Genomic DNA, 25158 nt, shown 5'->3' on the forward strand with positions numbered 1-25158 from the left:
TCCGGGCCCCTCCGGTGGCCGGCCGCCGGGAGTCCACCCCGTCTCCACCCCCGTTCCCACCCTCCGTCCGCGCCCGCCCCCGGGCGGAGGGCCCCCGGAGCCGCCCCGGCTCCCCGCACCAGGAGGGCCGCCGTGCCGTTGTCCGACGACCAGCCGCACACCCGTACGCGGCTGCCGGTCGGCGAACAGTCCTCCCCCCAGCCGAGCTACCGTCAGTCCCGGCCGCTGCGGGCCCTGCTGACCGTCCTGGTGGTCGTCACGCTGCTCGTGGTGGCCATCGCCATCGCCAACCGCGTCAAGCCGGAGGCCGGAGCCAGCGGCAGCGGTGGCGGCGGCTCCGCCGACCGGGCCACCCCCAGCGCTGCCTCCGGCGCCGGCCCCGCCCCCAGCGGCGACCAGCCCGTCGGCACCACCGCCAACGGCATCCCGACCGGCTACCCGCGCACCGAGCCGGGCGCCCAGTCCGCCGCCACCAACTACGCGGTGGCGATCGGCTCGGCGGACATGTTCCGCACCGACAGCCGGCACGGCATCGTCGCCACCATCGCCGACCCGGGCGCCCTGGCGGGGCTCCAGAGCCGGTTGGACCAGGGCTTCTCGCCCGAGACGGCGGCCAGATTCGGAGTGGACACGCAGGGACGGTCACCGAAGGGCCTGACCTTCGTCAGCCGGACGATCCCGGTCGGAACGAAGAGCAGCGGCTACACCGCGGACAGCGTCAAGGTCGAGGTTTGGTGCACGGGTCTATTCGGGTTGGCTGGGGAAGGCTCCGTCAAACCGGTCTCCGAGGAGTGGTTCACACTCAGCATCAGCCTGCGGTGGACGGGGACGGACTGGAAGCTCAGCGACTACAGCCGTGTGGCGGGGCCGGCTCCGGTCCCGCCGGATCAACAGGCCGCGACTGCCGAGGAGATCACTGGTGTCGTCGAGCAGTTCGGAGGATTCCACTATGCCCGCTGACGGTAAATCGGGCGGTGTCCGGTGGGCCATGGGCCGTGTGGCAGGAGTGGCGCTGATAAGCGTGGTCTCGGCCGTGACGACGGCCAATCGAGCATTGGCGGAGCCCGCTCCCACCCCTAGCTCCGGTGTGAACACGAGCTGCCCGGGTGTCCCGCTTCCCGGTAGTGACGTCTACTGTGCCCCGCCTGGTGGGGGCTCCCTTCCCGGGGCCAACACCGTCGGGAACGTGGCCGATCCGCTCGGGGCGCTGGCCAAGAGCTGCGCTCAGGCCGCGGCGTGGGTGGTGCGGAAGCTGTCGGGGGCGATCGACGGGACGACGCAGGTGGACTTCACCAACGCGTCGTTCCTCCAGCAGTACGCCGTGGTGTTCGCCGTGTCGACGGTGATCACCCTGGTGCTGTGGCTGCTGGCGGTGACGAAGCGGGCGGTGCGGGGGGCGCCGCTGACGGCGGCGTTCTCGGAGGCGATCGGCTTCCTGTGGCTGACGGTGGTGGCGTCCGCGTTCACGCCGTTGATCCTGTTCACCGTGGTGAGCGTGACGGACGGTCTGACCAAGACGATCTCGGTCGGGACGAAGACGGACACCGGGTCGTACCTGAGCGGGTTCGCCGACACGCTGGAGAAGGGGGACGTGGGCGGTGGCCCGCTGATCCTGGTGATCGTGTCGCTGGTCGCGGTGCTGGCGGCGGCGGTGCTCTGGGTCGAGCTGCTGATCCGGGCGGCGATGCTGTACGTGGGTGCGCTGCTGGGTACGGCGGTGTACGCGGGGCTGGTGGACCGGCAGCTGTGGAAGCACGTGCGGCGCTGGGCGGGGGTGATGCTGGCGGTGGACCTGGCGAAGCCGATCATCGTGGTCATCATGGGCCTGGCGGGCGCGGTGGCGACCGGGGCCGGGGCCGACGACGACTTCGCCCGGGTGCTGTCCGGCCTGGCGATCCTGTTCCTGTCGATCTTCGCGAGCGCCGCGGTCTACCGGTTCGTGCCGGGCTTCGGGGACGAGATCCTGAACATGCGCCAGGCCAGGGCCAATGCCGTGCAGGCCGGTTCGGCGATGATCAACGGAACCGCGAACCTGATGAAGCAGGGCATCTCCACCCACGGCGAGCGCGGTCTGCCGGGGGCCGGCTCGGGTGGCGGCGGGGGCGCCGGCGGTGGTTCGGTCGCGCCGGGCATCGCCGCCCACGCGGGCCGGACGCCGGCCCCACCGCCGCAGGCCGGGCCGAAGCAGGTCTCGGCTCCGGTCCGCGACAGCAATCCAGCGAAGGGAGGGTGACGGGTAAGTGAGCAGTGAACCGCTCGGCCAGTACGGTGCCCAGTACGCCCAGCCGTACGTGCACCAGCGCCGCACCTACCTGATCGGCAAGGCCCGCCCGAACGCGCCGATCGGCCGGAACCGGGAGTCCGGCGAGATCATCATGATCATCTTCGGGGCCTTCCTCGGCATGCTCTGGGGCCTGCTGATGCCGATCCTGCCACTGCGGATCGGCGGTCTGGTCGGTCTGCCCGTGCTCGCCATCGCGGCGGTGTACGTGCCGTACCGCAAGCGGACGTTCTACAAGTGGGTGGAGATCAACCGCACCTACCGGCGGACGGTCCGCAGCGGGCGGGCGGTGTGGCGCTCGGACGTGATGGACGCCGGCACCCGGCTGGACGGCCGGGAGGTGGAGGTCGGTCCGCCGCCCGGGGTGGGGCGGCTGCGCTGGCTGACGGCGCCGTTCGGTCCGGACGAGGTCGGGGTGCTGATGCACCTGGAGCGGCGCACGGTGACGGCCGCGATCGAGATCGAGGGCCCGGGCGTCGGGCTGCGCGACTCGGAGGACCAGGAGGCGCTGGTCGACCGCTTCGGCACGCTGCTGAAGCACGTCGCGAACGGCGACGGCTTCGTGACCCGTCTCCAGATCCTGGCCCGGACGCTGCCGGCCGATCCGGACGCGCACGCCAAGGACGTGGACCGCCGCGGCGATCCGGCCTCGCCACGCTGGCTGAAGGACTCGTACGACCAGCTCCAGTCGATGGTGTCGACCTCCTCGGAGCAGCACCGGGCGTACCTGGTGGCCTGCATGCACTACACCCGCGACCTGGCCGCCGAGGCGCACGCGATGGGCCGCAGCGCCGATGAACAGCGTGCCGCCGGGCGCCGGGCGCGGGATGACGAGGGGCTGGCGGCCGTGATGGCGCGCGAGCTGACCGACATCTGCGCCCGGCTGGCCGAGGCGGACATCCGGGTGCGCCAGCCGCTGGGGCAGGCCAGGCTCTCCTCGCTGCTGCACTCGATGTACGACCCGGACCACCCGATCGACCACATCCAGGCGATGTCCCGGCGCAACGCCTGGCCGGCCGAGCTGGACGCGACGCACCCGCAGTACCTCCAGGCGAAGACCCGCGAGTCGGCGACCAGGGAGCCGTGGTGCCACGCCACGGCGTGGATCAAGGAGTGGCCGCTCACCCCGGTGGGCGTCAACTTCCTGGCGCCGCTGCTGGTGCACACCCCGGACGTGATCCGCACCGTCGCGGTGACGATGGACCTGGAGCCCACCGACGTCGCGATCGAGCGGATGCTGACCGAGAAGACCAACGACGAGGCCGAGGCCAGCCGTGCGGCCAAGATGAACCGCACGGTCGACCCGCGCGACCTGGCCCACACCGGCCGGGTGGACCAGCGCGGCGACGACCTGGCCTCCGGCGCGGCGGGCGTGAACCTGGTCGGCTACATCACGGTCTCCTCGCGCAATCCCGACGCGCTGGCCCGCGACAAGCGGACCATCCGGGCCTCGGCCGGCAAGAGCTACCTCAAGCTGGAGTGGTGCGACCGCGAGCACCACAGGGCCTTCGTCAACACCCTCCCGTTCGCCACCGGCATCCGCCGCTGAGCACGACCCGCTGAGCACGTCCGACCCCCGGATGCATCCGTACCCGTCCACCGCCGACCCGACAGGAGGCCGCCCATGGCGATCGGCAACCTCACCGAGGCGTTCACCAGCCTGATGTTCGGCAAGGTGGAGACCACCCGCCTGCCGGTGCGCACCTCCACCGGCCAGGCGCAGGCCGTCTACCTGCCCACGGCCGCGCCCGGGCTGGGCGACTCCGGCGTGATCATCGGCCGCGAGGTGTACAGCGGCAAGGGGTACGTGTACGACCCCTTCCAGCTGTACGGGCAGCAGCTGCCGGCCCCGCACTGGCTGGTGCTCGGCGAGTCGGGGAACGGCAAGTCGGCGCTGGAGAAGACGTACGTGCTGCGGCAGTTGAGGTTCCGCGACCGCCAGGTCGTGGTGCTGGACGCGCAGGGCGAGGACGGCGTGGGCGAGTGGAACCTGATCGCCAATGCGTTGGGCATAAAGTCGATCCGGCTGGACCCGATGGCGGCCAGGGACGGCGGGGTGAAGCTCAACCCGCTGGACCCGGCGATCACCCAGACCGGCCAGCTGTCGCTGCTGCGCACCATCGTCGAGGTGGCGATGGGGCGCGGGCTGGAGGAGCGGGCCGGCTTCGCGCTGAAGGCCGCGCACGCCCACGTGGTGGCCTCGGTGCAGGACCGCCAGCCGGTGCTGGACGACATCATCGACACCCTGCGCAACCCCGAGCTGTCCTCGGTGGAGTCGCTGGGCGTATCGGTGGACGAGGTGCAGTCCTGGGGCCTGGACGTGGCGCTGGTGCTGGACCGGCTGGTCGACGGTGACCTGCGCGGCATGTTCGACGGGTCGACCACCGACGGCATCGACCTGGACGCGCCGCTGATCGTCTTCGACCTCTCGCACATCGACCGCAACTCGATCGCGATGCCGATCCTGATGGCGATCGTCGGGGTGTGGCTGGAGCACACCTGGATCAGGCCGGACCGGAAGAAGCGCATCTTCCTGGTCGAGGAGGCCTGGCACATCATCAACAGCCCGTTCGTGGCCCAGCTGTTCCAGCGGCTGCTGAAGTTCGGCCGCCGGCTCGGGCTCTCCTTCGTCGCGGTGGTGCACCACCTGTCGGACGTGGTGGACGGCGCGGCGGCCAAGGAGGCGTCGGCGATCCTGAAGATGGCCTCCACCCGGACGATCTACATGCAGAAGGCCGAGGAGGCGCGGGCGACCGGCCGGGTGCTGGGCCTGCCACGCTGGGCGGTGGAGATCATTCCCACGCTCTCGCCGGGCATCGCGGTCTGGGACGTCAACGGGAACGTCCAGGTGGTCAAGCACATCATCACCGAGGCGGAGCGACCGCTGGTCTACACGGACCGGGCGATGACCGAGGACGCGGTGGCCGAACGGGCGCGCGCGGAGCGGCACCTGGCCGCCGAGCCGGGGGTCTGAGGGGCGCCCTCCACGGGCTCCGCACCCGGCGGACGGCGACGGTTCGTCAGGAGGTAATCCTCTCGTTACGTCCGACGTCCTGACAGCTACGCGCGTTGACCCTAGGCTTCGCTGACGCAACACATGCCCGATCGCCGGTGCTGTCCACCGCCGGTGCTCCTCCAAGGTGCAGGGGAACCCTTCATGCTCACCGTCAGATCCCGACGGACGGCGCTCGCCGTCGTCGCCGCCGCAGGTCTGCTCGGCACGGTGGTCGTGCCGACGGCCGCCCAGGCCGCCGACGCCAACGCCAAGCGCCACAAGACCGTCAACCTCCAGCTGCTGGCGATCAACGACTTCCACGGCAACCTGGAGCCCCCGGCCGGTTCGTCCGGCACGATCAAGGAGATCGACCCGGCCACCGGCAAGGAGGTCGCGACCCCGGCCGGCGGCATCGAGTACCTGGCCACCGAGCTGCGCAGGGCGCGCGTCCCGGCCGACGACTCGATCACCGTCGCGGCCGGCGACATCATCGGCGCCAGCCCGCTCACCTCGGCGCTCTTCCACGACGAGCCGACCATCGAGGCGATGGACAAGCTCGGCCTGGACGTCAGCGCGGTGGGCAACCACGAGTTCGACGAGGGCGCGCAGGAGCTGCTGCGCATCCAGGACGGCGGCTGCCACCCGACGGACGGCTGCTACGAGCCGGGCCGCACGTTCAAGGGCGCCAACTTCAACTACCTGTCGGCCAACGTCACCAACGAGAAGACCGGCAAGCCGGTGCTGGCCCCGTACTGGGTGACCAAGTCGCAGGGCGTGAAGGTCGGCTTCATCGGCGTCACCCTGGAGGGCACGCCGAACATCGTGACCGCCGAGGGTGTCAAGGGCCTGAAGTTCGCCAACGAGGTCACCACGATCAACAAGTACGCCGCCGAGCTCAAGGCCAAGGGCGTCAACTCGATCGTCGCGCTGATCCACGAGGGCGGCTACCCGGCCAGTAGCGTCTACAACTACGACTGCGGCGCGGCCGGCCAGGGCATCTCGGGTCCGATCGTCGACATCGCGCGGAAGATCGACCCGGCGGTCGGTGCCATCGTCACCGGCCACACCCACAACGCGTACGCCTGCAGCATCCCCGACCCCAACGGCGTCCCGCGCTCGGTGACCAGTGCCGCCTCCTTCGGCCGGCTCTTCACCCAGATCGACATGAAGCTGGACAAGACCACCGGCGAGATCGTGCGTCCCTCGGTCAAGGCCGAGAACCACGTGGTGCGCCGCACGGAGAAGGCGTCCGATCTGACGGCGCTGGTCGACCACTACCAGAAGCTGGCCGCCCCGATCGCCAACCGTCCGATCGGCTACATCGCCTCGGACATCAACGGCCGTGGCAACAGCGACCTGGAGAAGCCGCTCGGTGACGTGATCGCCGACGCGCAGCTCGCCGGGCTCGCCCCGGCGGACAAGGGCGGCGCGCAGGTCGCCTTCATGAACCCCGGCGGCATCCGCGCCGACCTGGTCCACAAGGCCTCGGGCAGCGAGGGCGACGGCGTGGTGACCTACGGCGAGGCGTTCACCGTCCAGCCGTTCACCAACATGATGCAGGTCAAGACGCTGACCGGCGCCCAGCTGATCCAGCTGCTCCAGCAGCAGGTGAGCGGTTCCAACGCCGCGGCGCCGAAGATCCTCCAGGTGTCGTCGAACCTGCACTACACCCTGGACCTGCGCAGGACCGGTGCGGACCGGGTGGTCCTGGACTCGGTCCGGCTGAACGGCGCCCCGGTCGACCCGGCCGCCGCCTACCGCGTCGCGGCCAACGAGTTCCTGGCCGGCGGCGGCGACGGCTTCCCGGCCTTCGCGGCCGGCACCGACAAGCTGGTCGGCGCCTCGGACCTGGACGTCTTCGCGGCCTACCTGAGCGGCCACAGCTCGGCGGCCTCGCCGCTCCAGGCCCCGGCGCAGGACCGGATCAAGGTCATCGGCCCGGGCAGCGACCTCGACTGACCGTGAGCCGGCCCTGAGAGGGCGGGTGGGGCGCCGTCGGGGCGCCCCGCCCGCCCCTCCGTCATTCCGGGGCGGGGCCGCCGGGCAGCCGGACGGTGGCCAGCGCGCCGGGACCGCCGTCGGCGGCCGGGCCGAGGGTCACCTCGCCGCCCGCCTCCCGGACGCTCTGCGCGACGATCGACAGCCCGAGACCGGAACCGGGCAGCTGGCGCGAGGACGGCGAGCGCCAGAACCGGTCGAAGACGTACTGGAGTTCCTCGGGCGGGATGCCGGGGCCGTGGTCGCGGACGGTCAGCACTCCCTGGTGCAGCCGGACGTCGATGGTGCCGCCGGGCGGGCTGTACTTGACCGCGTTGTCCAGCAGGTTGATCACCGCCCGTTCCAGCCCGGCCGCGTCGCCGTGCACGTACCAGGGCTCGGTGTCGGTCTCGAAGACCAGCCCCGGGCCGCGCAGTTCGGCCCGCTCGACGGCCCGGGCGGCGATCTCGTGCAGGGCGACCACGGTGGGGGCCGGGCCGCTCTTCGGGGTGTCCGGGCGGGATAGCTGGAGCAGGTCGCCGATCAGGACGGTGAGTTCCCGCATCTGCGCCTTCATGTTGCCGAGCAGCTTGGTCTTGGTCGCCGGGGGCAGTGGGCGGCCGGTGTCGTCGCTGCGGATCAGCAGGTCGACGTTGGTGCGCAGGGAGGTCAGCGGGGTCCGCAGCTCGTGCCCGGCGTCGGCTATCAGCCGGGTCTGCCGCTCGCGGGAGTTGGCGAGGGCGGTGCTCATCGAGTTGAACGAGGTGGAGAGGCGGGCGATCTCGTCGTCCCCGTGGACCGGGATGGTGGTGCCGACCTCCTCGGTCCTGGCGATGTGCTCGACGGCGTCGGTGAGCCGGTCGACGGGCTTGAGGGCGGAGCGGGCGACCAGGCGGCCGGCCACGGCGGCGAGCAGGATGCCGCCGGCGGAGACGGAGCCGAGGAGGACGGCCAGGCTCTGGAGGGAGTCCTCGACGGGCTGGGTGGAGGTGGCCACCATCAGCAGCACCGGGCGTGATCCGAAGTGGGTCAGCGAGATCCGGACGACCGCAGGGGTTCCGTCGGTGAAGCGGCCGTCGCGGATGATCGACTGGCCGTTCTTGAGCCTGAACCCGGCGGTGTCACCGGGCTGGACCACGATCGCCTTGGTCGCGTTCGGCGGCAGGCAGACGCCCGACGGGTTGGCCACCACGAACTGGGTGTCCCGGGCCACCGCGCCGCCGTTCTCCGAGGTGAGACCCGTCGGCTGTTCCGCCAGGGCTTGTTCCGCGGTCGGGTAGCAGGGGAGGGCGGGCACCCGGGGCTGCGGCGGGAGCGTCGCGTTGGCGAGATCCGTCCGCACCTGGTCGTACAGCTGCTTCTCCACGATGAACCAGCACGCCAGCGCCGACAGCGCGATCGCCACCGCCACCGCCGCCGCGCTCAGGAAGGTGAGCCGGCTGCGCAGCGAGCGGGAGCGGTACCAGCGGAGGATGCGCTGCCGGCGGCCGGACGTGCGGGGCGGGACCAGCGGCGGGGCCAGCGGCGGGGGCGGAACGTTGTTCACGCGCTCGGGCCGGTGGCCGGGCGCAGGGCGTAGCCGACCCCGCGTACGGTCTGGATCAGCCGGGGCATGCCGCCCTGCTCGGTCTTGCGGCGCAGGTACATCACGTACACGTCCAGGGAGTTGGAGGAGGGCTCGAAGTCGAAGCCCCAGACCGCCTTGAGGATCTGTTCGCGGGTGAGGACCTGGCGGGGGTGGGCGAGGAACATCTCCAGCAGCATGAACTCGGTGCGGGTGAGTTCGATCGGCTTGCCGGCCCGGGTGACCTCGCGGGTGGCGGTGTTCATCCGCAGGTCGGCGAAGGCGAGCACCTCGCTCGCGTCCTCGACGGCGGCGCGGGCGGCGGCCTCGGCGGCGAGGGCGTTGCGGCGCAGCAGCGCGCGGACGCGAGCGAGCAGCTCGTCCAGTTCGAAGGGCTTGGCGAGGTAGTCGTCGGCGCCGACGTCGAGGCCGGTGACGCGGTCGCCGACGGCGTCGCGGGCGGTCAGCATCAGCACCGGGACGGTGTCGCCGCGCGAGCGCATCCGGCGGACGGCGGTGAGGCCGTCCATCCGGGGCATCATGATGTCCAGCAGGACCAGGTCGGGCCGGTCGCGTTCGACGGACTCCAGGGCTTCGTAGCCGTCGGTGGCGGTGGCGACCTCGTATCCCTCGAAGGCGAGGCTGCTCTCCAGGGCGTCCCGGAGGGCGGGTTCGTCGTCGACCACGAGGAGCCGGGCGGAGGGGTGGCCGGCCTCGGCGGTGGTGCGGTCGTCGGCGGACGGGGTCATGGGCGGGTGCCCTTTCTCGTCGGGTGGAGGGCCTGCTGGGGCAATTGTCCGTCTCAGGAAGTGTGGCTCACAGACTCTGGCCGGCCTGGAGCTTCGGCAGAACCTGCTTGATGTCGTCGATCGGGATGGCGAAGCCGAGGCCGACGCTGCCGGCCGAGCCGCTGTCGGAGGAGCCGGAGCCGCTCGGCGCGTACATCGCCGAGTTGATGGCGATGACCTGCCCGTTGGCGTTGATCAGCGGACCGCCGGAGTTGCCGGGGTTGAGCGCGGCGTCGGTCTGGAAGGCCTTGTAGGTGGTGGTGCTGCCGTTGTCGGGCTGCGGGGCGGTGCCGCGGAGCCCGGGCAGGTACGGGAGGCCGAAGCCGCCGTTGCTGCCGGTGGTGCCTTCGTCGAGCTTGACGGTGACGTCGCGGTTCTCGGCGCTGATGATGCCGGAGGTGACGGTGCCGGTGAGGCCGTCGGGGTTGCCGATGGCGACGACCGGGTCGCCGACGGCCACGGCGGAGGAGTCGCCGAGGACGGCGGGGGTGAGGTTCTTCGCGCCGGTCGCGGTGATCACGGCGACGTCGAGTGCCTTGTCGGTGCCGGTGACGGTCGCCTGGGCGCTGGAGCCGTCCTTGAAGGTCACGGTGATCCGGCCGCCGGCGGTCGCGGTGTCGATCACGTGGTAGTTGGTGAGGATCTGCCCGTCGGTGTTCAGGACGACGCCGGTGCCGGTCGAGGTGCCGTTGCCGCTCTTGACGGTGATCTGGACGGTGCTGGGGGAGACCGCGGCGGCGACGGCGGGGACGTCGGCGCTGCCGTCGGAGCGGGCGGAGACGGGGCTGGCGACGGTGCCGACGCGGTCGCCGTTGCTCTGCCGGTCGGCGGTGACCAGTCCGCCGGTGACCCCGCCGAGGACGGCGGCGATCGCGGCGACGGCGGTGACCAGGGCGAGCCGGCCGCGCAGCACTCCGCGCCGGGCCCGGCCGCCGTGGCCGCCGGGGCCCTCGGGGGAGCCCGGGCCGAGGATCGTGGGCGGCTCGGGCGGGATCGGCGGCGGGGGCGGCGGTCCGTCGAAGCCTCCGCCGGAGTGGTCGTCGTGGGGGCCGTACCCGGCCGGAGCGCCGCTGCCGGGGCCGCCGGCGGCCGGGCCGGTGCCGAGCACGGTGCCCTCGATCACCCGGGGCTCGTCGGCCTGGTACGGGCCGTACTGCGCCTGGGCCTGGTACGGGCCGTACTGCTCGTCGGGCCGGTACGGGCGGTACTGCTCGTCGGGGTGCTGCTGCTGTTCGGTCATGCCGACCAAGCTCGGCCCGGTGCATGAGGACTTCATGAGAACCGGCTCAGAACGGGGAGAGAAGCCCGTTGACTTCTCATAAAGCCTGGTCAGGCAGTCCGCCGAGCGGAATCGACTATTCCGGTACGGACCGGCTCGGGCCGTCGCCCGAGCAGCCGCAGGAGCGGCGGATGACCAGCCGGGACGGGAACGTGCGGACCCGCTCGGTGTCGGAGCCGGGCACCATCAGCGAGTCGTCCAGCACCAGGTCCACGGCGGCCCTGGCCATCGCGTCGCGGTCGGAGGCGACGGTGGTCAGCGGCGGGTCGGCCAGCGCGGCCTCCGGCACGTCGTCGAAGCCGGCCACCGCGAGGTCCTCAGGGACCCGCAGGCCGACCTCGCGGGCGGCCCGCAGCACGCCGATCGCCTGGTCGTCGGTGGAGCAGAAGATCGCCCGCGGCCGGTCCGGCGAGCGCAGCACGCCGAGCGCGACGTCGTAGGCGCCGTAGCGGTGGAAGGGCGCGTCGATCAGGTGCGGTTCGGTGGGGACGCCGTGCGCGTCCATGGCGCGCTGCCAGCCCTCGACGTGGTCGATGACCGGGTCGCCGGGGGCGGGGGACTCGACCGGGCCGCCGAAGCAGGCCACGTACGGGTGCCCGTGCACCTCCAGCAGGTGGCGCACGATCGCCTCGGCGCCGGCCACGTCGTCGGTGACCACGGCGACGTCGTCGATCGCCTCGGGCCGGCGGTGCAGCAGCACCACCTTGGCGCCCTCCATCGCGGCGAACTCCTCGGCGGCGCGCTGCGAGGGGCCCTGGCTGACCAGGATCAGGCCGGAGACGCGCATCCCGAGGAAGGCGCGGACGTAGTGCACCTCGCGGTCGTCGACGTAGTCGGAGTTGCCGATCAGCACGAGCTTGCCGCGCTCGGAGGCGGCCCGTTCCACGGCGTGCGCCATCTCGGCGAAGAAGGGCTGGCGGGCGTCCGGGACGACCATGCCGATGAGGTTGGTGCGGCGGGAGGCCATCGCCTGGGCGACGCTGTTCGGCCGGTAGCCGAGCTGCTCGATCGCCGCGAGGACCTTCTCCCGGGTCGCGGGCGCGACCGGGCGCGGCCCGTTGTTGATGACGTAGCTGACGACCGCGGTCGAGGTACCAGCCAGTCGGGCTACATCGTCGCGCGTCACTTTGGCCACGGGGGGAGTCTACGCGTGTGGTCTCCGGGGCGGCAGTGGGACCTGGGGCCCCGTCCGGCAGGCCGGCGGGCGGCTCCGGGAGGAAGCCGGACAAGCCGGGCGGGAGTCGGCCCGCCCGGCCCTGCCTCAGACGTCCAGGGGGGTGGTGGGGCGCTGGGCGAGCTCCGGCCGCTCGCCCTTCTCGGGCTTCTCCGGGACGACGAAGCGGTAGCCGACGTTGCGCACGGTGCCGATCAGCTGCTCGTTCTCCACGCCGAGCTTGGCGCGCAGCCGCCGGACGTGCACGTCCACCGTCCGGGTGCCGCCGAAGTAGTCGTAGCCCCAGACCTCCTGGAGCAGCTGCGCCCGGGTGAAGACCCGGCCGGGGTGCTGGGCGAGGTACTTGAGCAGCTCGAACTCCTTGAAGGTGAGGTCGAGCACCCGGCCCTTGAGCTTGGCGGAGTAGGTGGCCTCGTCGACCGAGAGGTCGCCGTTGCGGATCTCCATCGGGCTGTCGTCGGTGACGACCTGGAGGCGGCCGAGCGCGAGCCGCAGCCGGGCCTCGACCTCGGCCGGGCCCGCGGTGTCCAGCAGGACGTCGTCGATTCCCCACTCGGCGGTGACGGCGGCCAGGCCGCCCTCGGTGACCACCAGGATCAGCGGGCAGCCGATGCCGGTGGAGCGCAGCAGCTGGCAGAGGCTGCGGATCTGCGGCAGGTCGCGCCGGCCGTCGACGAGGATGACGTCCGCGCTGGGGGTGTCCACGAGGGCGGCGCCCTCGGCGGGGGCCACCCGGACGTTGTGCAGCAGCAGGCCGAGGGCGGGCAGCACCTCGGCGGAGGGTTGCAGCGCGTTGGTGAGGAGGAGGAGAGAACTCATACCCGGTGGTCCCCTTTCCGGGTCGTCGCGGTCACGTGACGGCTGCCGCCACAGCCGGATGGCGCACGTGCTGAGGGGGAGGAGCGGACGACGGTCGCCCGCGGCGCGCCGGGGGAGTGGACGGCGTACCGGGCGCGACGGCGGGTCCGCAGGGGGTCCCGCGACCCCTGGCGCACCGTTCCTGCCCTGTTCCTCACCGTGAACCCTCCGGTCTGGTCCGGTGCCGGGTGGCGGCCCGGTGCCGGGTGGCGACGCCCCGGCCCGGCCGGGGCACGTCGTTGTGCCGCGTCAGGCGGGTTCCCGCGGCGCGTCGGAGGTGGGCCGACGAATCGCAAGAACGTCCGTACTGGCGTCCTGGAAGCACAAAAGGACCCGGGGGCGACTCTGCCCGGATCCCTCTAGGTGGTCGAGGATAGCCGACCACCCCCCGGGCCGGGAGTGCCCCAATCCGGCGGTTCGCCCGAATCGGGCGTGCGCCGGGTGAGGCTGGACACAGCTTCGAGTGCCGGTCCGGCGTCCCCCGGTGGCGGTCGGGTGGAAGGCCGGTGCGTGCTCCGTGTCCGTCCGGCCAGGGCGATTGCCGCTCGTGGTGGCGGACACGCCATCATGGGACGCACATCGTCGGCGCTGTTCGGGTCCATCGTTCGGGTGGCCGTGCGGGTGCCGTGGTGGCGGACCGGACCGGGGCACCGGGGCCGGGCGAGGACGACGAGAAGGGGTGGCCCGATGGGCGCGACCACCGAGCCCGCGAGCGGAGCCCGGGTGCGCGGGACGATCCGCTACTGGGCGGCGGCGAAGTCCGAGGCCGGGCTGGCCGAGGAGCCGTACGAGGCGGCGACCCTGGCGGAGGCGCTGGCGGCGGCCAGGGAGCGGCACGCCGGCCGGCCGAAGCTCGTCCGGCTGCTCGGGCACTGCTCGTACCTGGTCGACGGTGCCCAGGTGGGCGGCCGCGACCACGCGGCCGTCGCCCTGACCGAGGGCGGGACGGTCGAGGTCCTCCCGCCGTTCGCGGGAGGCTGAGCGGCGTGACGGACATGAACAACCCGAACCATCCGAACCACGGCGGCCACGACGAGTGGCCGCCGCAGCCCCACCAGCCCCAGGCACCGCAGCCACCGCGGTACCCCCACCAGCCGCGGCACCAGCAGCACCCGCAACAGCACCAGCCCTTCCCGCCGCAGCACTCGGGCCACCGGCCGCCGTACGGCTACCCGGTGGACGACGCGGCGGCGACCACCGTGCTGCCGCCGGTGCCCGCGTTCGACGACGCGGACGCGACCACCCTGCTGCCGCCGGTGCCGGCGGTGGACGACGTCGAGACGACGGCGCTGCTGCCGCCGGTGGTGGTGTCCGGTGTGCCGCCGGTCGCACCGCGGCAGCACCAGGCCCAACAGGTCCAGCAGCCTCAGCAGGCCCAGCCTCAGCGGCCGGGGCGGTCCCGGCCGCAGGCCCAGCCTCAGCCCCAGCCGGACCCGACGGTGCAGCTCAGGCAGCCGTCGAGGCCGCGGGCCAGGCACGCGGCCCCGGCGCCGCAGCCCGCCCCCGCACGGCAGGCGGCGGACGCCTTCGACCCGCCGACCATGACGCTCAAGCGCCCGACCGCGCCCGGCCCGGTGGGCCCGGGCCGGGCGGCAGGCCCGCCGGGCGCCCCCGCCGCGCCGCCGTACGCGGCCGTCCCGCCGCCGGCCGCGCAGCCCGCGGGCCCGCCCGGCCGGACCGGCTCGCCGATCATCGACCCGGGCCTGCGGCCGGCCCTGATCACCGCCGGCGCGGCCGCACTGCTGGCCGGGGGCGCCGCGCTCGGCCAGATCGCCCTGGCCCTGGTGCTCGCGCCGCTCCAGCTGCTGACGGCGGCCGGCTGGTTCCGGCTGAACGGCATGTGGCCGGCCCGGCAGGGCATCCTGCTCGCCGCGCTGGCCGGGCTCGTCGCGGACGTCTCGGTGCTGCTGGCGGACTCCGACGGCGGCGTGGCGGCCGTGGTGGGCACCCTGGGCGGGTTCTTCCTGCTCGTCCTGGTGCTCCAGACGTTCCGCCCGTCGGACCCGAAGGAGCGGTTCTACGCGCTGACCGTGCTCGGCTCCGCCACTGTGGTGACGGCGCTGGGCACCATGCTGCTGCTGGCGGACTGGGTGCCGGCCGGGGTGGGCGCGGTCGCGCTGGCCACCGTGCTGGCGGCGGCGCCGCTGCCGGGCCCGAAGCAGCTGGGCCCGGTGCTGGGCCTGGCCGCGGCGGTGGTGCTGGGCCTGCTGGTCGGCGCGCCGGTGGCGCTCGGCCTGCTGGCCGGGCTGGGCGCACTGGTCGGCCGCCGGGTCGCGGCGTACGACTTCCCGTCCCGCTTCGTGCACATGACGGCGGGGGTGGCGCTGCCGCTGGCGGTGGCCGCGCCGCTGATCTGGATCGCCACCGACCTGCTGGCCTGATCCTCCTGTCCGGCCCGGCCGCGTCGGCTGGGCCGGGCGGGCCCGGTCCCGCCCCGGAACCATGTTCCGGGGCGGGACGTCGTACGGTCGTGCGGGAGCGGGCGCGTCCTGCGCCCGCCACGGAGCGGCGAACGACCCACTGAGACCCACTGAGACCCACTGAGATCCACTGCGAACGACTGCGAACGACTGCGGACGACCGGCGGCGACCGGCGACGACGGGGGACACGATGCGCGGATGGCTGAAGGCCACGATCGGCCTGGCGGTGCTCTCCGGCCTGCTGCTGGGCGCCGACCGGATCGCGGTCGGCGTGGCCGAGGACGAGGCCGCCGACCGGATCGTGAAGAGCGGCCGGATGAGCCAGCGCCCGGACGTGTCGATCGAGGGCTTCCCGTTCCTCACCCAGGTGCTGTCGATGAGGCTGGACGACGTCCGGATCTCCTCCGACGGCCTGACCGTCGGCGACGGCGGCCACCAGGTGGCACTGCACTCGTTCAAGGCCAAGCTCGCCGGGGTCAAGGTCAGCGACAGCATGAACAGCGCCACGGTGGAGAGCGGCACCGGCAGCGGGGTGATCTCCTACCCGGACCTCGCGCAGCTGCTGCCGCCCGCCTCCGAGCTGCTGCACGGGACCAAGCTGCCGGTGGGCGGCAGCTCCCGGCTGAGCCTGTCCTACGCCGGTCCCGGCAAGATCAAGGCCTCGCTGGGGCCGCTCGCGATCGGTGAGGGCACCGTGCACAACAAGGGGAACACCGTCACGGTGGACGGCTTCCGGCTGAGTTCGCTGGTGGGGGCGGTGGCCGGTGTCACCAGCCAGCAGATCGAGCCGATGAGCTTCACCCTCGACCCGCTGCCGGCCGGGCTGGGACTGGCCGACAAGGACGGCGGGGGCGGTGGCGTGACGCCGCTGCCCGAGGGCCTCCAGCTGACCTTCGACGGCAGGGACGTCAAGCTCCTGGGCTGATCCCCGGCCCCTTCCGGGCCCTGCCGAATCGTTCCGCTCCGCGAGACGCGCTGTCCAGCGCGGGCCGCGGAGCGGTGTCGTTTCCGCCCCGGGGGTGCCGCCGGAGGGCTTCCGGGCGGGCCCCGGCGGGCCGGACCGAGGCCATATCCCACGATGCGGTCTTTTCGATCCCAGCATTCGATACGCTGATGACAGCGGGCCTCCGGTGTCCCTAGCATCGTCGGCATGAAGCGACAGACGGACCTCACGAAGCGGCGGGCGGTAGACCTGTGCCGCGTGGCCGCCTGTCTGTGTCGAATGCGCTGACTCGGCGCCCCGGCAGGGCAGTTGACGCCCGCCGCCGATCTTCCCGGCAACCGCGCCCGGCTCTGTGAGCGGGCTGGCGCCGACGTACTCCGCAGCTCCCCGCCCGGTCGCACCGGTCCACCCTCCTCGTCCCGGTATTCGGACGGGAATTCGGACCGCACCCATCTGGGCGTCCTCGCAGCACCCTCCTGAGCAGCACCTTCCGCACAACCGCCCTCGGATGGAGAACACCACCATGAGCCGCAGCGACGTCCTGGTCGACGCCGACTGGGTCCAGGCCCGCCTGGACGACCCGAAGGTCGTCATCGTCGAGGTCGACGAGGACACCTCCGCGTACGAGAAGAACCACATCCGCAACGCCGTCCGGATCGACTGGCGGCAGGACCTCCAGGACCCGGTCCGCCGCGACTTCATCGACCAGGCCGGCTTCGAGGCGCTGCTCAGCGCCAAGGGCATCGCCAACGACGACACCGTCGTCCTGTACGGCGGCAACAACAACTGGTTCGCCTCGTACGCCTACTGGTACTTCAAGCTGTACGGCCACGGCGACGTCCGCCTGCTGGACGGCGGCCGCAAGAAGTGGGAGCTGGACTCCCGCGACCTGGTCGCCGAGGTGCCGGCCCGCCCGGCCACCCAGTACACCGCGCAGGCCGTCGACTCCTCGATCCGCGCCTTCCGCGACGACGTGCTCGCCGCCATCGGCAGCCTGAACCTGGTCGACGTCCGCTCGCCCGACGAGTTCTCCGGCAAGCTGCTCGCCCCGGCCCACCTCCCGCAGGAGCAGTCGCAGCGCCCCGGCCACGTGCCGAGCGCCCGCAACATCCCGTGGGCCAAGAACGCCAACGACGACGGCACCTTCAAGAGCGACGACGAGCTCAAGGCGCTGTACGAGGCCGAGGGCGTCGACCTGGCGAAGGACACCATCGCCTACTGCCGCATCGGCGAGCGCTCCGCGCTCACCTGGTTCGTGCTGCACGAGCTGCTCGGCCAGGAGAACGTCAAGAACTACGACGGCTCGTGGACCGAGTACGGCAGCCTGGTCGGCGTGCCGATCGAGCTCGGCAACTGAGCCCCGGCTCGACCCGTAAGTCAGAAGGGAAGTACAGACATGTGCGGTGCGAAGGCCGGCGGCCCGGACCTGGCAGGAGTTGACGTGGCGAACGAGACGATCATCCAGGGTTCGGTGACCCGCGACGGTGAGCCGGTCAACGGCTACGTCCGGCTGCTGGACGAGAACAACGAGTTCACGGCCGAGGTACCCACCTCGGCGACCGGCCAGTTCCGGTTCTTCGCCCGTCCGGGCAAGTGGACCCTGCGCGCGCTGGTGCCCGGGCAGACCGTGGACCGCCAGGTGGTGGCCTCCCAGGGCACCGCCGTCGAGGTCGCGATCGCGGTCTGACCGGCGCCACGACGTTCCCGGACCACCCCGAGGGCCCCTGCCGCGCAGGGGCCCTCGGCCGTACCGTGGAAGGGTGCAGGCAAGGCGGCGGCGTCGCTACTACTTCGCCATGATGGGCGTGTGCCTGGGCCTGTTCGTCATGGCCTGGGGCGTGGTGCGGTTCTTCTCGGTGGGCGCCGCGATCGGCATGTGCGTGGTCGCGATGGTGATCCCGCCCGCCGCCGCGGTGTTCGCCAACAAGCGGGACCCGGACGACGACTGGTGGGACGACCCGCGCTGGGACGACCCGAAGTGGGACGATCCCGGCCACGACCGGGACCACCCCGACCACGAACCTCGGGACGGTTCCTAGAGCCTCGGGACGGCTCCTAGTAGACGAGCGCCTGGACGCCGTCGGCCATGATCTCGCTGACGAAGACCTGGGCGCCCGCGATCCGGACACCCTCGACGGTGTCCTTCTGCTCGATCCCGCGCCGGACCGCGCACTGGGTGCACAGCGTCACCGAGCCGGCCGCCAGGATCGACTCCAGCAGGTCGGGCAGCGGCGCCGCGTGCGGCAGTTCGAACTCCGCCGCCCGGCCCGGCAGCGCGAACCAGGAGGACTCCCCGGTCAGCCAGAGCGAGACGTCGATCCCGCTGGCGACGGCCACCGCCGCGACCGTGAACGCCTGCGAGCACCGCTCCGGCGCGTCCGCCCCTGCGGTGACCTTGATGACGAGTTTCTTCGGCATGGCGCCACCTTAGAGGTCCCGCCGCCCCCGCCGTCCGGCATCCCGGGAAGCCTTGGGCAAAGCTTGGGCAGCCGGGGGGAAGGGCGGCGCGAACGGCTACGTGGTGGGGCTCACCGCGAACGGCCGGAGCACGGCGGATAGAGTGAGCGGAGCAAAATCCACCACACTGTCGCCGCCTGGGAGCCACCCGTGTCCGGTCTGGAAATCTTCTTCGACGGTCTGCTGGCCCTCATGGCCGTGCTGATCACCTGGTTCGCCATCTTCTCGGTGATGAAGCTGTACCAGGGCCAGCGCTGAGCCTGCCGTACGGTTGAGGCAGCCCCACACCGACGACGACAGCGACCAGGAACATGATCGAGATCCCCTCTGACCTCCACAAGGACGTCGTGCCGCTCGCCTTCCTCCTCGGCACCTGGGAAGGCGCGGGCGTCTACGCCCCGCTGCCGGGTGAAGGGGGCGCGGGCGCCGAGAAGTGCAACTTCGGCCAGGAGATCGTGATCCGCCACGACGGCCGCCCCTTCCTGGAGTTCCGCTCCAGGACCTGGGTGCTGGACGCCGAGGGCGAGAAGGTCCGTCCGCTGGAGAACGAGCACGCGTTCTGGCGTATCACCAGCAACAACGACGGCACCAGCGGTGTCCGGGGGATCGAGATCTCCTCCGTCCGCGACGACGGCACGGTCGAGATCTGGTACGGCGAACTGGCCGACGGCAAGCCGCAGGTCGACGTCTCCACCGACGCGGTGGCCCGGATCGAGGGCTCCCCGGAGTACTCGGGCGGCAAGCGGCTGTACGGCTTCGTCAACGGCGAACTGCTCTGGGTCGGCGAGAAGGCCGCCCCGAACGTGCCGCTGCGTCCGTACATGTCCGCCCAGCTGCGCAAGGTGCTCAGCCCGGCCCAGCTGATCAAGGACATCAACGACCTGCCGGACGACGGCATCGCGTTCTTCAAGTGACCGGCCCGAAGTGACCGGCTCGAATTGATCGGGTCGCCGGCACTTCCGCGCACGAGGTAGGGACCGGCCGCCGGCCGGTCCCTACACTTGTCCCAGGACCCCCGACGTTTGGCAGGGACAGGACCGTGGCGGACACCGGCACCACCGACTGGCAGCTCTCCGGCGACTGGCACCTCTCGGACGACTGGAAGGCCGACCTGCGCGAGCGCGGCTACCGCCTCACCCCGCAGCGGCAGCTCGTGCTGGAGGCCGTCGACGTGCTCGACCACGCCACCCCCGACGACATCCTCTGCCACGTCCGCCGGACCGCCAGCGGCGTCAACATCTCCACCGTCTACCGGACCCTGGAGCTGCTGGAGGGGCTGGGCCTGGTCTCGCACGCCCACCTCGGCCACGGCGCCCCGACCTACCACCTGGCCGGCCGCCACCACCACCTGCACCTGGTCTGCCGGGACTGCGACGAGGTCACCGAGACCGGCACCGAGATCGCCCAGCCGCTGATAGAGAGCCTGCGCGAGCGGCACGGCTTCGACACCGACCTCAAGCACTTCGCCATCTTCGGCCGCTGTGCCGACTGCACCGCCAAGCTCGCCGGGGACCGGTCGTAAGCTGGCCGGTATGACCGGTGTGAAGAGCCCGCTGCTTGCCCTGTCCGGAGCCGTCCCCGCCGAGGGGGCCGACGAGGGCGTCGCCGCCCACTACGGCGACATCTTCCGTGAGCAACGCAACCTGTCGCAGGGCACGGGCTTCGTCGACCTCTCGCACCGCGGCGTGGTCACCGTCACCGGCGCCGACCGGCTCGCCTGGCTGCACCTGCTGCTCACCCAGCACGTCAGCGGGCTGCCGCCGCAGCAGGCCGCCGAGGCGCTGGTGCTCTCCGCGAACGGGCACGTCGAGCACGCGCTCTACCTGGTGGACGACGGCACCACCACCTGGGCGCACGTCGAGCCGGGCACCCAGGGCGCGCTGGTGGCCTACCTGGAGAGCATGAGGTTCTTCTACCGGGTGGAGGTCGCCGACGCGACCGCCGAGTACGCCGTGGTCCACCTGCCGGCCGGCTCCACCGCCGCCGTCGAGGGTGCCGCCGCCGTCCGCGAACTCCCCTACGGGCGCGACCTGTTCGTGCCGCGCGCCGAGCTGGAGAAGCTCACCGCCGGGTACGGCCCGGCGGCCGGGGTCTGGGCGTACGAGGCGCTGCGGATCGAGGGCCACCGGCCCCGGCTGGGCTTCGAGACCGACCACAGGACCATCCCGCACGAGGTGGACTGGCTGGGCACCGCCGTCCACCTCCAGAAGGGCTGCTACCGCGGCCAGGAGACCGTCGCCCGGGTGCACAACCTGGGCCGCCCGCCGCGCCGGCTGGTCTTCCTGCACCTGGACGGCACCGAGGAGACGCTGCCCCCGCACGGCACCGAGGTGCGGCTGGCCACCGACCCGGACGGGCGGGCGCTGGGCTTCGTGACCTCCTCGGCCCGGCACCACGAGCTGGGGCCGATCGCCATGGCGATCGTCAAGCGGAACGTCCCGGTGGACGTGGTGCTGCTGGCCGGGACGGTGCCGGGCACCCAGGACGTGATCGTCCCGCAGTAGACCGTCCGGCAGTGGATCGCCCCGCCGTGGATCGGCCCGCAGTGGATCGCCCCGCGGCGGGCGGTCCTGCGGCGGGCCGTCTCGCGGGAGGGGCCGCTCAGACCTCGACGAGGACGGTGAACGGGCCGTCGTTCACCAGCGCCACCCGCATGTCGGCGCCGAACCGGCCCGTCTCCACCTTGGCGCCCAGCTCGCGCAGCCGGGCCACCACCTCGTCCACCAGCGGCTCGGCGACCGGGCCGGGGGCGGCGGCGTTCCAGGTGGGGCGGCGGCCCTTGCGGGCGTCGCCGTAGAGCGTGAACTGGCTGATCACCAGCAGCGGGGCGGCGAGATCGGAGCAGGACTGCTCCACGCCGTCCTCGTCGGCGGGCAGCAGCCGCAGCGTCCAGAGCTTGCGGGCCAGCTGGGCGGCCTTGGCGGGGGTGTCGTCGTGGGTGACGCCCACCAGGACACAGAGCCCGGGCCCCTCGATCGCGCCGACGGTCTCACCGGCCACGGTCACCCGGGCCTCGGTCACTCGCTGCACCACTGCTCGCATGCCGCCATTGTGCCGGAGCGCCGCACGGCCCCGGGAAGGCCCCAGCGGCCTCCCCGTGCCCTCCCTGCGTCCTCCCCGCGCTCTCCGTGTCCGGCCTCGCCGTCGCAGCCTTCCCGCGCGTCCCGGCGGCCTCCTCGGGGCGCACCCCTGGGGCGCGTACATCGGAGGCGCACGCCCTGGCGTGCACGCCTGCGCTGAATCGGGCGCCACTCTCCCTGCGGAAAGGGCCGGTCATATCAGCCACCCCCGTTCGCCAGGGGGCCGTTCGGGTGCACGGGCAGTGCGCGCGCGCCGGGCGGGGTGGCACGCTGGTGGACCGTACGAAGGGTCCGGGGCGCCAGGAGGTCCGCCGCGCCGGGCCGGGGTTCGGCCGGGCGGTCGGGCCGGTGGGTCAGCGTTCCGGCGGTGCCGCCCGATGGGCGGTCGCGGCCGGGGGCCGGAACCTCCGGGGGCTCCCGGGTGTGCCGGTGGACGGGACGCGCGGCCCGTCGGGGGACGGGCAGGACCGGCGGCGGGAACGGGAGCCGCGAGCGGGCGGGATCGGACGACGTCAGGTGGTTGGGTGATGGACGCGAGCAGCGCGGCGCGGGACCGGTCCGGGCCGGTGGCGCGGGCCCCCGGGGGCCCGTACGGCCCGGCGGCGGGCGCGGAGGACGAGCCCGACCTGGAACGGCTGGGCCTGGACCAGCTGCGGGTGCTGCGCCGGGAGACCCTGGAGCAGGAGGCCGACCTGTCCTACCTGCGGCGGCTGCTGCACGGGCGGATGGACATCCTGCGCGCCGAGCTCGACCGGCGGCCCGGCGTGGGCCCGGTCCGCACGGCAGGCCCGTCCGGCCCCGGGCTGGTCCCCGGCGACCTGCTGGACCGGCTGCCGGCCATCCTGACCGACGCGCCCTCCACGGTGCGGCGCTCGGCCCGGCACGTCACCCTCGGCCCGCCGCGCACCCGGGAGTCCCGGCTGGAGGCGGACGCGCTGATGGGTGACGTCCAGCTCGCCGATCTGGCGGCGCACCCGGCCGAGGAGCTGCTGGCGGCCCTGGAACGGCTGCGGGCGCACGAGCGCGAGGTGTCGGGACGGCGCCAGCGGCTGCTGCGCACGGCCGACGGTTGCAACGCCGAGATCACCCGCAGGTACCGTGATGGGGAAGCACGGGTCGACGACCTGCTCGCGGGAGGGTCGCTCTGACCGGGTGAGTCGCCGCGGGCGGTGGGCCCGGCTCGCTCCCAGGCCCACCCTCGCCCCGGAAGGCTCATCCGCCATGCCCCTGCCCGCCACCGCGCCCGTTCTCGCCGAGGTCGTGCGCTCCGGTTTCGTCGAGGGCCGCCACCGCGGCTCCCTGGTGCTGCTCGCGGCCGACGGCTCGGTCGATTTCGCCCTCGGTGACCCGGACGCCCCGGTGTTCCCGCGGTCGACCGCCAAGCCGTTCCAGGCGGTGGCCACGCTGCGGGCCGGGCTGGCGATCGGGGGCGAGCTGCTGGCGCTGGCGGCCTCCAGTCACTCCGCAGAATCGTTTCACCTTGACGGTGTGCGGAGCATCCTCGGCTCCGCGGGGCTCGACGAGTCGGCCCTGCGCACCCCGCCGGACCTGCCGCTGGACGAGACCGAGGCGGAGCTCCTGCTCGCCGCCGGCGGCCGGCGCGCCCCGATCCTGATGGACTGCTCGGGCAAGCACGCCGGCTGGCTGGCCGCCTGCGCGGCCAACGGCTGGGACACCGCGGGCTACCTCGACCCGGACCACCCGATCCAGCGGCTGGCCCGCGAGGCCCTGGAGGAGGGCACCGGCGAGACCGCCGGCCACGCCGGGGTGGACGGCTGCGGCGCGCCGCTGCTGGCCGTCTCCCTGACCGGTCTGGCCCGCGGCTACCGCGGCCTGGTGCTGGCCGCCGAGGGCACCGCGCCGCGCCGCGTCGCCGACGCGATGCGCGCCCACCCCGAGTACGTGGCCGGCACCCGCAGGGCCGACACCTGGCTGATGCGGGCGGTGCCGGGCGCGCTGTCCAAGATGGGCGCCGAGGCCGTCCAGGTGGTGGCGCTGCCGGACGGACGGGCGCTGGCCTTCAAGATCGAGGACGGCGGCGAGCGGGCCCGCGGCCCGGTGCTGGCGGCCGCGCTGCGCCGGCTCGGGGTGACCGGGGCGGACGAGACCGTCGAGCGGATCGCCGCCGCCCCGCTGTTCGGCGGCGGCGTGCCGGTCGGCGAGGTGCGGGCGGCGTTCTAGCGCGCCCGGCGGCCGCCCGTCGGCGTGCGGGCGGCCCCGGGCCGGTGCACGGTGGACCGGGGGCCGTCGCACAGCTGAGGGAGTCCGCCATGACCGACCACGTGTACCGGGTGACCGAGATCGTCGGGTCCTCGTCCGAGAGCGTCGACGCCGCGATCCGCAACGGGGTGGAGCGGGCCTCCAGGACGCTGCGCAACCTCGACTGGTTCGAGGTCTCGCAGGTCCGGGGCCATCTGGAGGACGGCCGGGTCAAGCACTACCAGGTGTGCATGAAGGTCGGCTTCCGGCTGGAGGACTGAGCGCCGCCCGAACGTTCAGTGTCGGCCGGGGACCGGGCGCCGGCCGGGGGTTCAGCGCTCCGGCAGCACCAGTGGCACCCCGGTGCGCGGGTGCGCCAGCACCTCGACGGGGTGCCCGTACACCTCGCTGAGCAGCGGCGCCCGCAGCACCTCGGCGACCGGTCCGTCCGCGACCGTCGCCCCGCCCGTCAGCAGGACCACCCGGTCCGCGTAGGCGGCCGCCAGGGACAGGTCGTGCAGCACCACGACCACCCCGTCCCCGGCGGCGGCCCTGGCCCGGGCGACCCGCAGCACCAGCTCCTGGTGGCGCAGGTCCAGGGCGGCGGTCGGCTCGTCCAGGAGCAGCAGCGGGGTGCGCTGGGCCAGCACTCTGGCCAGTGCCACCCGGGCCCGCTCGCCGCCGGACAGGGCGGTGAACGGCCGGCCGGCGAAGGCGGCGGACTCGGTGGCCGCCATCGCCTCGGCCACGACGGCCTCGTCCTCGGCGGCGGCCGCCGTGCCGGCCCAGGGCGCGCGGCCCATCCGGACCACCTCGTCGGCCGGGAACGGGAAGGACAGCGCCGCGGACTGCGGCAACAGCGCGCGGTGCAGCGCGAGTTCGGCGGCGCCGTAGCCGCTCAGCGGGCGCCCGCGCAGGGTGACCTCGCCGTCGTCCGGCCGGACGTCGCCGGCCAGCACGGACAGCAGGGTGGACTTGCCGGCGCCGTTCGGCCCGAGCAGCGCGACCACCTCGCCGGCGGTCACCCGGACGGCGGCGCCGGACAGCAGCGGGCGTCCGCCGACGCTCAGCCGGACGGCCTCGGCGGCGAGCAACTCGCTTCCGGGCAAAGGTCGTTCCGGGATCTCCCGGTGGTGGCGCAG

The 25158-nt window shown here is 73.2% G+C and carries 26 protein-coding genes; 18 read left to right on the top strand and 8 right to left on the bottom strand.

Annotated elements, in window-relative coordinates; all coding sequences use genetic code 11:
* Nucleotides 1-132: 132 nt before the first annotated feature.
* From ACIQOW_RS25230 to ACIQOW_RS25250, 5 genes are all read left to right on the top strand, one after another.
* The gene (locus tag ACIQOW_RS25230; protein ID WP_401088561.1) at nucleotides 133-960 is read left to right on the top strand and encodes a hypothetical protein; all 828 of its coding nucleotides are present in this window, start codon (nucleotides 133-135) and stop codon (nucleotides 958-960) included.
* 226 nt (nucleotides 961-1186) lie between these two features.
* A complete protein-coding gene (locus ACIQOW_RS25235; RefSeq protein WP_401088563.1) occupies nucleotides 1187-2233 on the top strand; it encodes a hypothetical protein in 1047 nt (348 codons plus the stop codon).
* A 7-nt stretch (nucleotides 2234-2240) separates the two neighbouring features.
* A complete protein-coding gene (locus tag ACIQOW_RS25240) occupies nucleotides 2241-3830 on the top strand; it encodes an SCO6880 family protein (RefSeq protein WP_401088565.1) in 1590 nt (529 codons plus the stop codon).
* 75 nt (nucleotides 3831-3905) lie between these two features.
* Nucleotides 3906-5255 carry an ATP-binding protein gene (locus tag ACIQOW_RS25245; protein WP_401088567.1) on the top strand — a complete coding sequence of 450 codons (1350 nt, stop codon included), beginning with the start codon at nucleotides 3906-3908 and terminating at the stop codon, nucleotides 5253-5255.
* A 183-nt stretch (nucleotides 5256-5438) separates the two neighbouring features.
* Entirely contained in the window at nucleotides 5439-7235 is a 1797-nt protein-coding gene (locus ACIQOW_RS25250) for a bifunctional metallophosphatase/5'-nucleotidase (protein ID WP_401088569.1), read from the top strand.
* 61 nt (nucleotides 7236-7296) lie between these two features.
* On the opposite strand, the gene ACIQOW_RS25255 is transcribed toward ACIQOW_RS25250, so the two are convergent.
* The 5 genes from ACIQOW_RS25255 to ACIQOW_RS25275 form a co-directional block, all read right to left on the bottom strand.
* Entirely contained in the window at nucleotides 7297-8799 is a 1503-nt protein-coding gene (locus ACIQOW_RS25255) for an ATP-binding protein (RefSeq protein ID WP_401088571.1), read from the bottom strand.
* Nucleotides 8796-9566: a response regulator transcription factor gene (locus ACIQOW_RS25260; RefSeq protein WP_188296177.1), complete on the bottom strand. Its 771-nt coding sequence runs from the start codon at nucleotides 9564-9566 to the stop codon at nucleotides 8796-8798. Before ACIQOW_RS25260 ends, ACIQOW_RS25255 begins: the two co-directional genes overlap by 4 nt.
* Nucleotides 9567-9633: 67 nt before the next feature.
* Nucleotides 9634-10845: a S1C family serine protease gene (locus ACIQOW_RS25265; RefSeq protein WP_401088573.1), complete on the bottom strand. Its 1212-nt coding sequence runs from the start codon at nucleotides 10843-10845 to the stop codon at nucleotides 9634-9636.
* A gap of 115 nt (nucleotides 10846-10960) precedes the next feature.
* Nucleotides 10961-12019: a LacI family DNA-binding transcriptional regulator gene (locus ACIQOW_RS25270; RefSeq protein ID WP_401088575.1), complete on the bottom strand. Its 1059-nt coding sequence runs from the start codon at nucleotides 12017-12019 to the stop codon at nucleotides 10961-10963.
* Nucleotides 12020-12145: 126 nt separating this feature from the next.
* Nucleotides 12146-12877, bottom strand: a complete 732-nt coding sequence (locus ACIQOW_RS25275; protein ID WP_188300445.1) for a response regulator transcription factor — start codon at nucleotides 12875-12877, stop codon at nucleotides 12146-12148.
* 726 nt (nucleotides 12878-13603) lie between these two features.
* On the opposite strand from ACIQOW_RS25275, the gene ACIQOW_RS25280 reads away from it, so the two are divergent.
* From ACIQOW_RS25280 to ACIQOW_RS25310, 7 genes are all read left to right on the top strand, one after another.
* Nucleotides 13604-13897, top strand: a complete 294-nt coding sequence (locus tag ACIQOW_RS25280; RefSeq protein ID WP_188300444.1) for a MoaD/ThiS family protein — start codon at nucleotides 13604-13606, stop codon at nucleotides 13895-13897.
* 14 nt (nucleotides 13898-13911) lie between these two features.
* Nucleotides 13912-15297, top strand: a complete 1386-nt coding sequence (locus tag ACIQOW_RS25285) for a hypothetical protein (protein WP_401088886.1) — start codon at nucleotides 13912-13914, stop codon at nucleotides 15295-15297.
* 230 nt (nucleotides 15298-15527) lie between these two features.
* Complete coding sequence (locus tag ACIQOW_RS25290) at nucleotides 15528-16262, top strand: DUF2993 domain-containing protein (RefSeq protein ID WP_401088578.1); 735 nt, start codon at nucleotides 15528-15530, stop codon at nucleotides 16260-16262.
* A gap of 225 nt (nucleotides 16263-16487) precedes the next feature.
* Nucleotides 16488-16568, top strand: coding sequence for an Ms5788A family Cys-rich leader peptide (locus ACIQOW_RS25295; protein ID WP_350517234.1), 81 nt, complete (start codon nucleotides 16488-16490; stop codon nucleotides 16566-16568).
* A gap of 235 nt (nucleotides 16569-16803) precedes the next feature.
* Entirely contained in the window at nucleotides 16804-17637 is an 834-nt protein-coding gene (locus ACIQOW_RS25300) for a sulfurtransferase (protein WP_188300441.1), read from the top strand.
* A gap of 39 nt (nucleotides 17638-17676) precedes the next feature.
* Nucleotides 17677-17967 carry a DUF1416 domain-containing protein gene (locus ACIQOW_RS25305; protein ID WP_030288989.1) on the top strand — a complete coding sequence of 97 codons (291 nt, stop codon included), beginning with the start codon at nucleotides 17677-17679 and terminating at the stop codon, nucleotides 17965-17967.
* A gap of 73 nt (nucleotides 17968-18040) precedes the next feature.
* The gene (locus ACIQOW_RS25310; RefSeq protein WP_188300440.1) at nucleotides 18041-18319 is read left to right on the top strand and encodes a DUF3099 domain-containing protein; all 279 of its coding nucleotides are present in this window, start codon (nucleotides 18041-18043) and stop codon (nucleotides 18317-18319) included.
* A gap of 16 nt (nucleotides 18320-18335) precedes the next feature.
* On the opposite strand, the gene ACIQOW_RS25315 is transcribed toward ACIQOW_RS25310, so the two are convergent.
* Complete coding sequence (locus tag ACIQOW_RS25315) at nucleotides 18336-18698, bottom strand: DsrE family protein (protein WP_188300439.1); 363 nt, start codon at nucleotides 18696-18698, stop codon at nucleotides 18336-18338.
* Between the two features lie 350 nt (nucleotides 18699-19048).
* Here ACIQOW_RS25315 and ACIQOW_RS25320 point away from each other — a divergent pair, with 350 nt between their 5' ends.
* The 3 genes from ACIQOW_RS25320 (at nucleotide 19049) to ACIQOW_RS25330 (ending at nucleotide 21241) form a co-directional block, all read left to right on the top strand.
* Nucleotides 19049-19651 (top strand): FABP family protein, encoded by a 603-nt coding sequence (locus ACIQOW_RS25320; protein ID WP_401088582.1) that lies wholly within the window; start codon nucleotides 19049-19051, stop codon nucleotides 19649-19651.
* Between the two features lie 125 nt (nucleotides 19652-19776).
* Nucleotides 19777-20259, top strand: coding sequence for a Fur family transcriptional regulator (locus tag ACIQOW_RS25325; protein ID WP_401088584.1), 483 nt, complete (start codon nucleotides 19777-19779; stop codon nucleotides 20257-20259).
* Between the two features lie 19 nt (nucleotides 20260-20278).
* Entirely contained in the window at nucleotides 20279-21241 is a 963-nt protein-coding gene (locus ACIQOW_RS25330; protein WP_401088888.1) for a YgfZ/GcvT domain-containing protein, read from the top strand.
* Nucleotides 21242-21338: 97 nt separating this feature from the next.
* Here ACIQOW_RS25330 and dtd read toward each other — a convergent pair whose 3' ends face one another.
* On the bottom strand, nucleotides 21339-21779 hold the full coding sequence (dtd, locus tag ACIQOW_RS25335; protein WP_401088586.1) for a D-aminoacyl-tRNA deacylase: 441 nt from the start codon (nucleotides 21777-21779) through the stop codon (nucleotides 21339-21341).
* Between the two features lie 565 nt (nucleotides 21780-22344).
* Here dtd and ACIQOW_RS25340 point away from each other — a divergent pair.
* From ACIQOW_RS25340 to ACIQOW_RS25350, 3 genes are all read left to right on the top strand, one after another.
* A complete protein-coding gene (locus ACIQOW_RS25340; protein WP_401088588.1) occupies nucleotides 22345-22965 on the top strand; it encodes an ABC transporter substrate-binding protein in 621 nt (206 codons plus the stop codon).
* Between the two features lie 73 nt (nucleotides 22966-23038).
* Nucleotides 23039-23998, top strand: coding sequence for an asparaginase (locus ACIQOW_RS25345; protein WP_401088590.1), 960 nt, complete (start codon nucleotides 23039-23041; stop codon nucleotides 23996-23998).
* An 89-nt stretch (nucleotides 23999-24087) separates the two neighbouring features.
* Nucleotides 24088-24297 (top strand): dodecin, encoded by a 210-nt coding sequence (locus tag ACIQOW_RS25350; protein WP_188300434.1) that lies wholly within the window; start codon nucleotides 24088-24090, stop codon nucleotides 24295-24297.
* 51 nt (nucleotides 24298-24348) lie between these two features.
* Here the strand turns inward: ACIQOW_RS25350 and ACIQOW_RS25355 are convergent, their stop codons facing one another.
* On the bottom strand, nucleotides 24349-25158 hold the full coding sequence (locus tag ACIQOW_RS25355; RefSeq protein ID WP_401088890.1) for a heme ABC transporter ATP-binding protein: 810 nt from the start codon (nucleotides 25156-25158) through the stop codon (nucleotides 24349-24351).

Source organism: Kitasatospora sp. NPDC091335 (assembly GCF_044757205.1).
Classification (GTDB): domain Bacteria; phylum Actinomycetota; class Actinomycetes; order Streptomycetales; family Streptomycetaceae; genus Kitasatospora.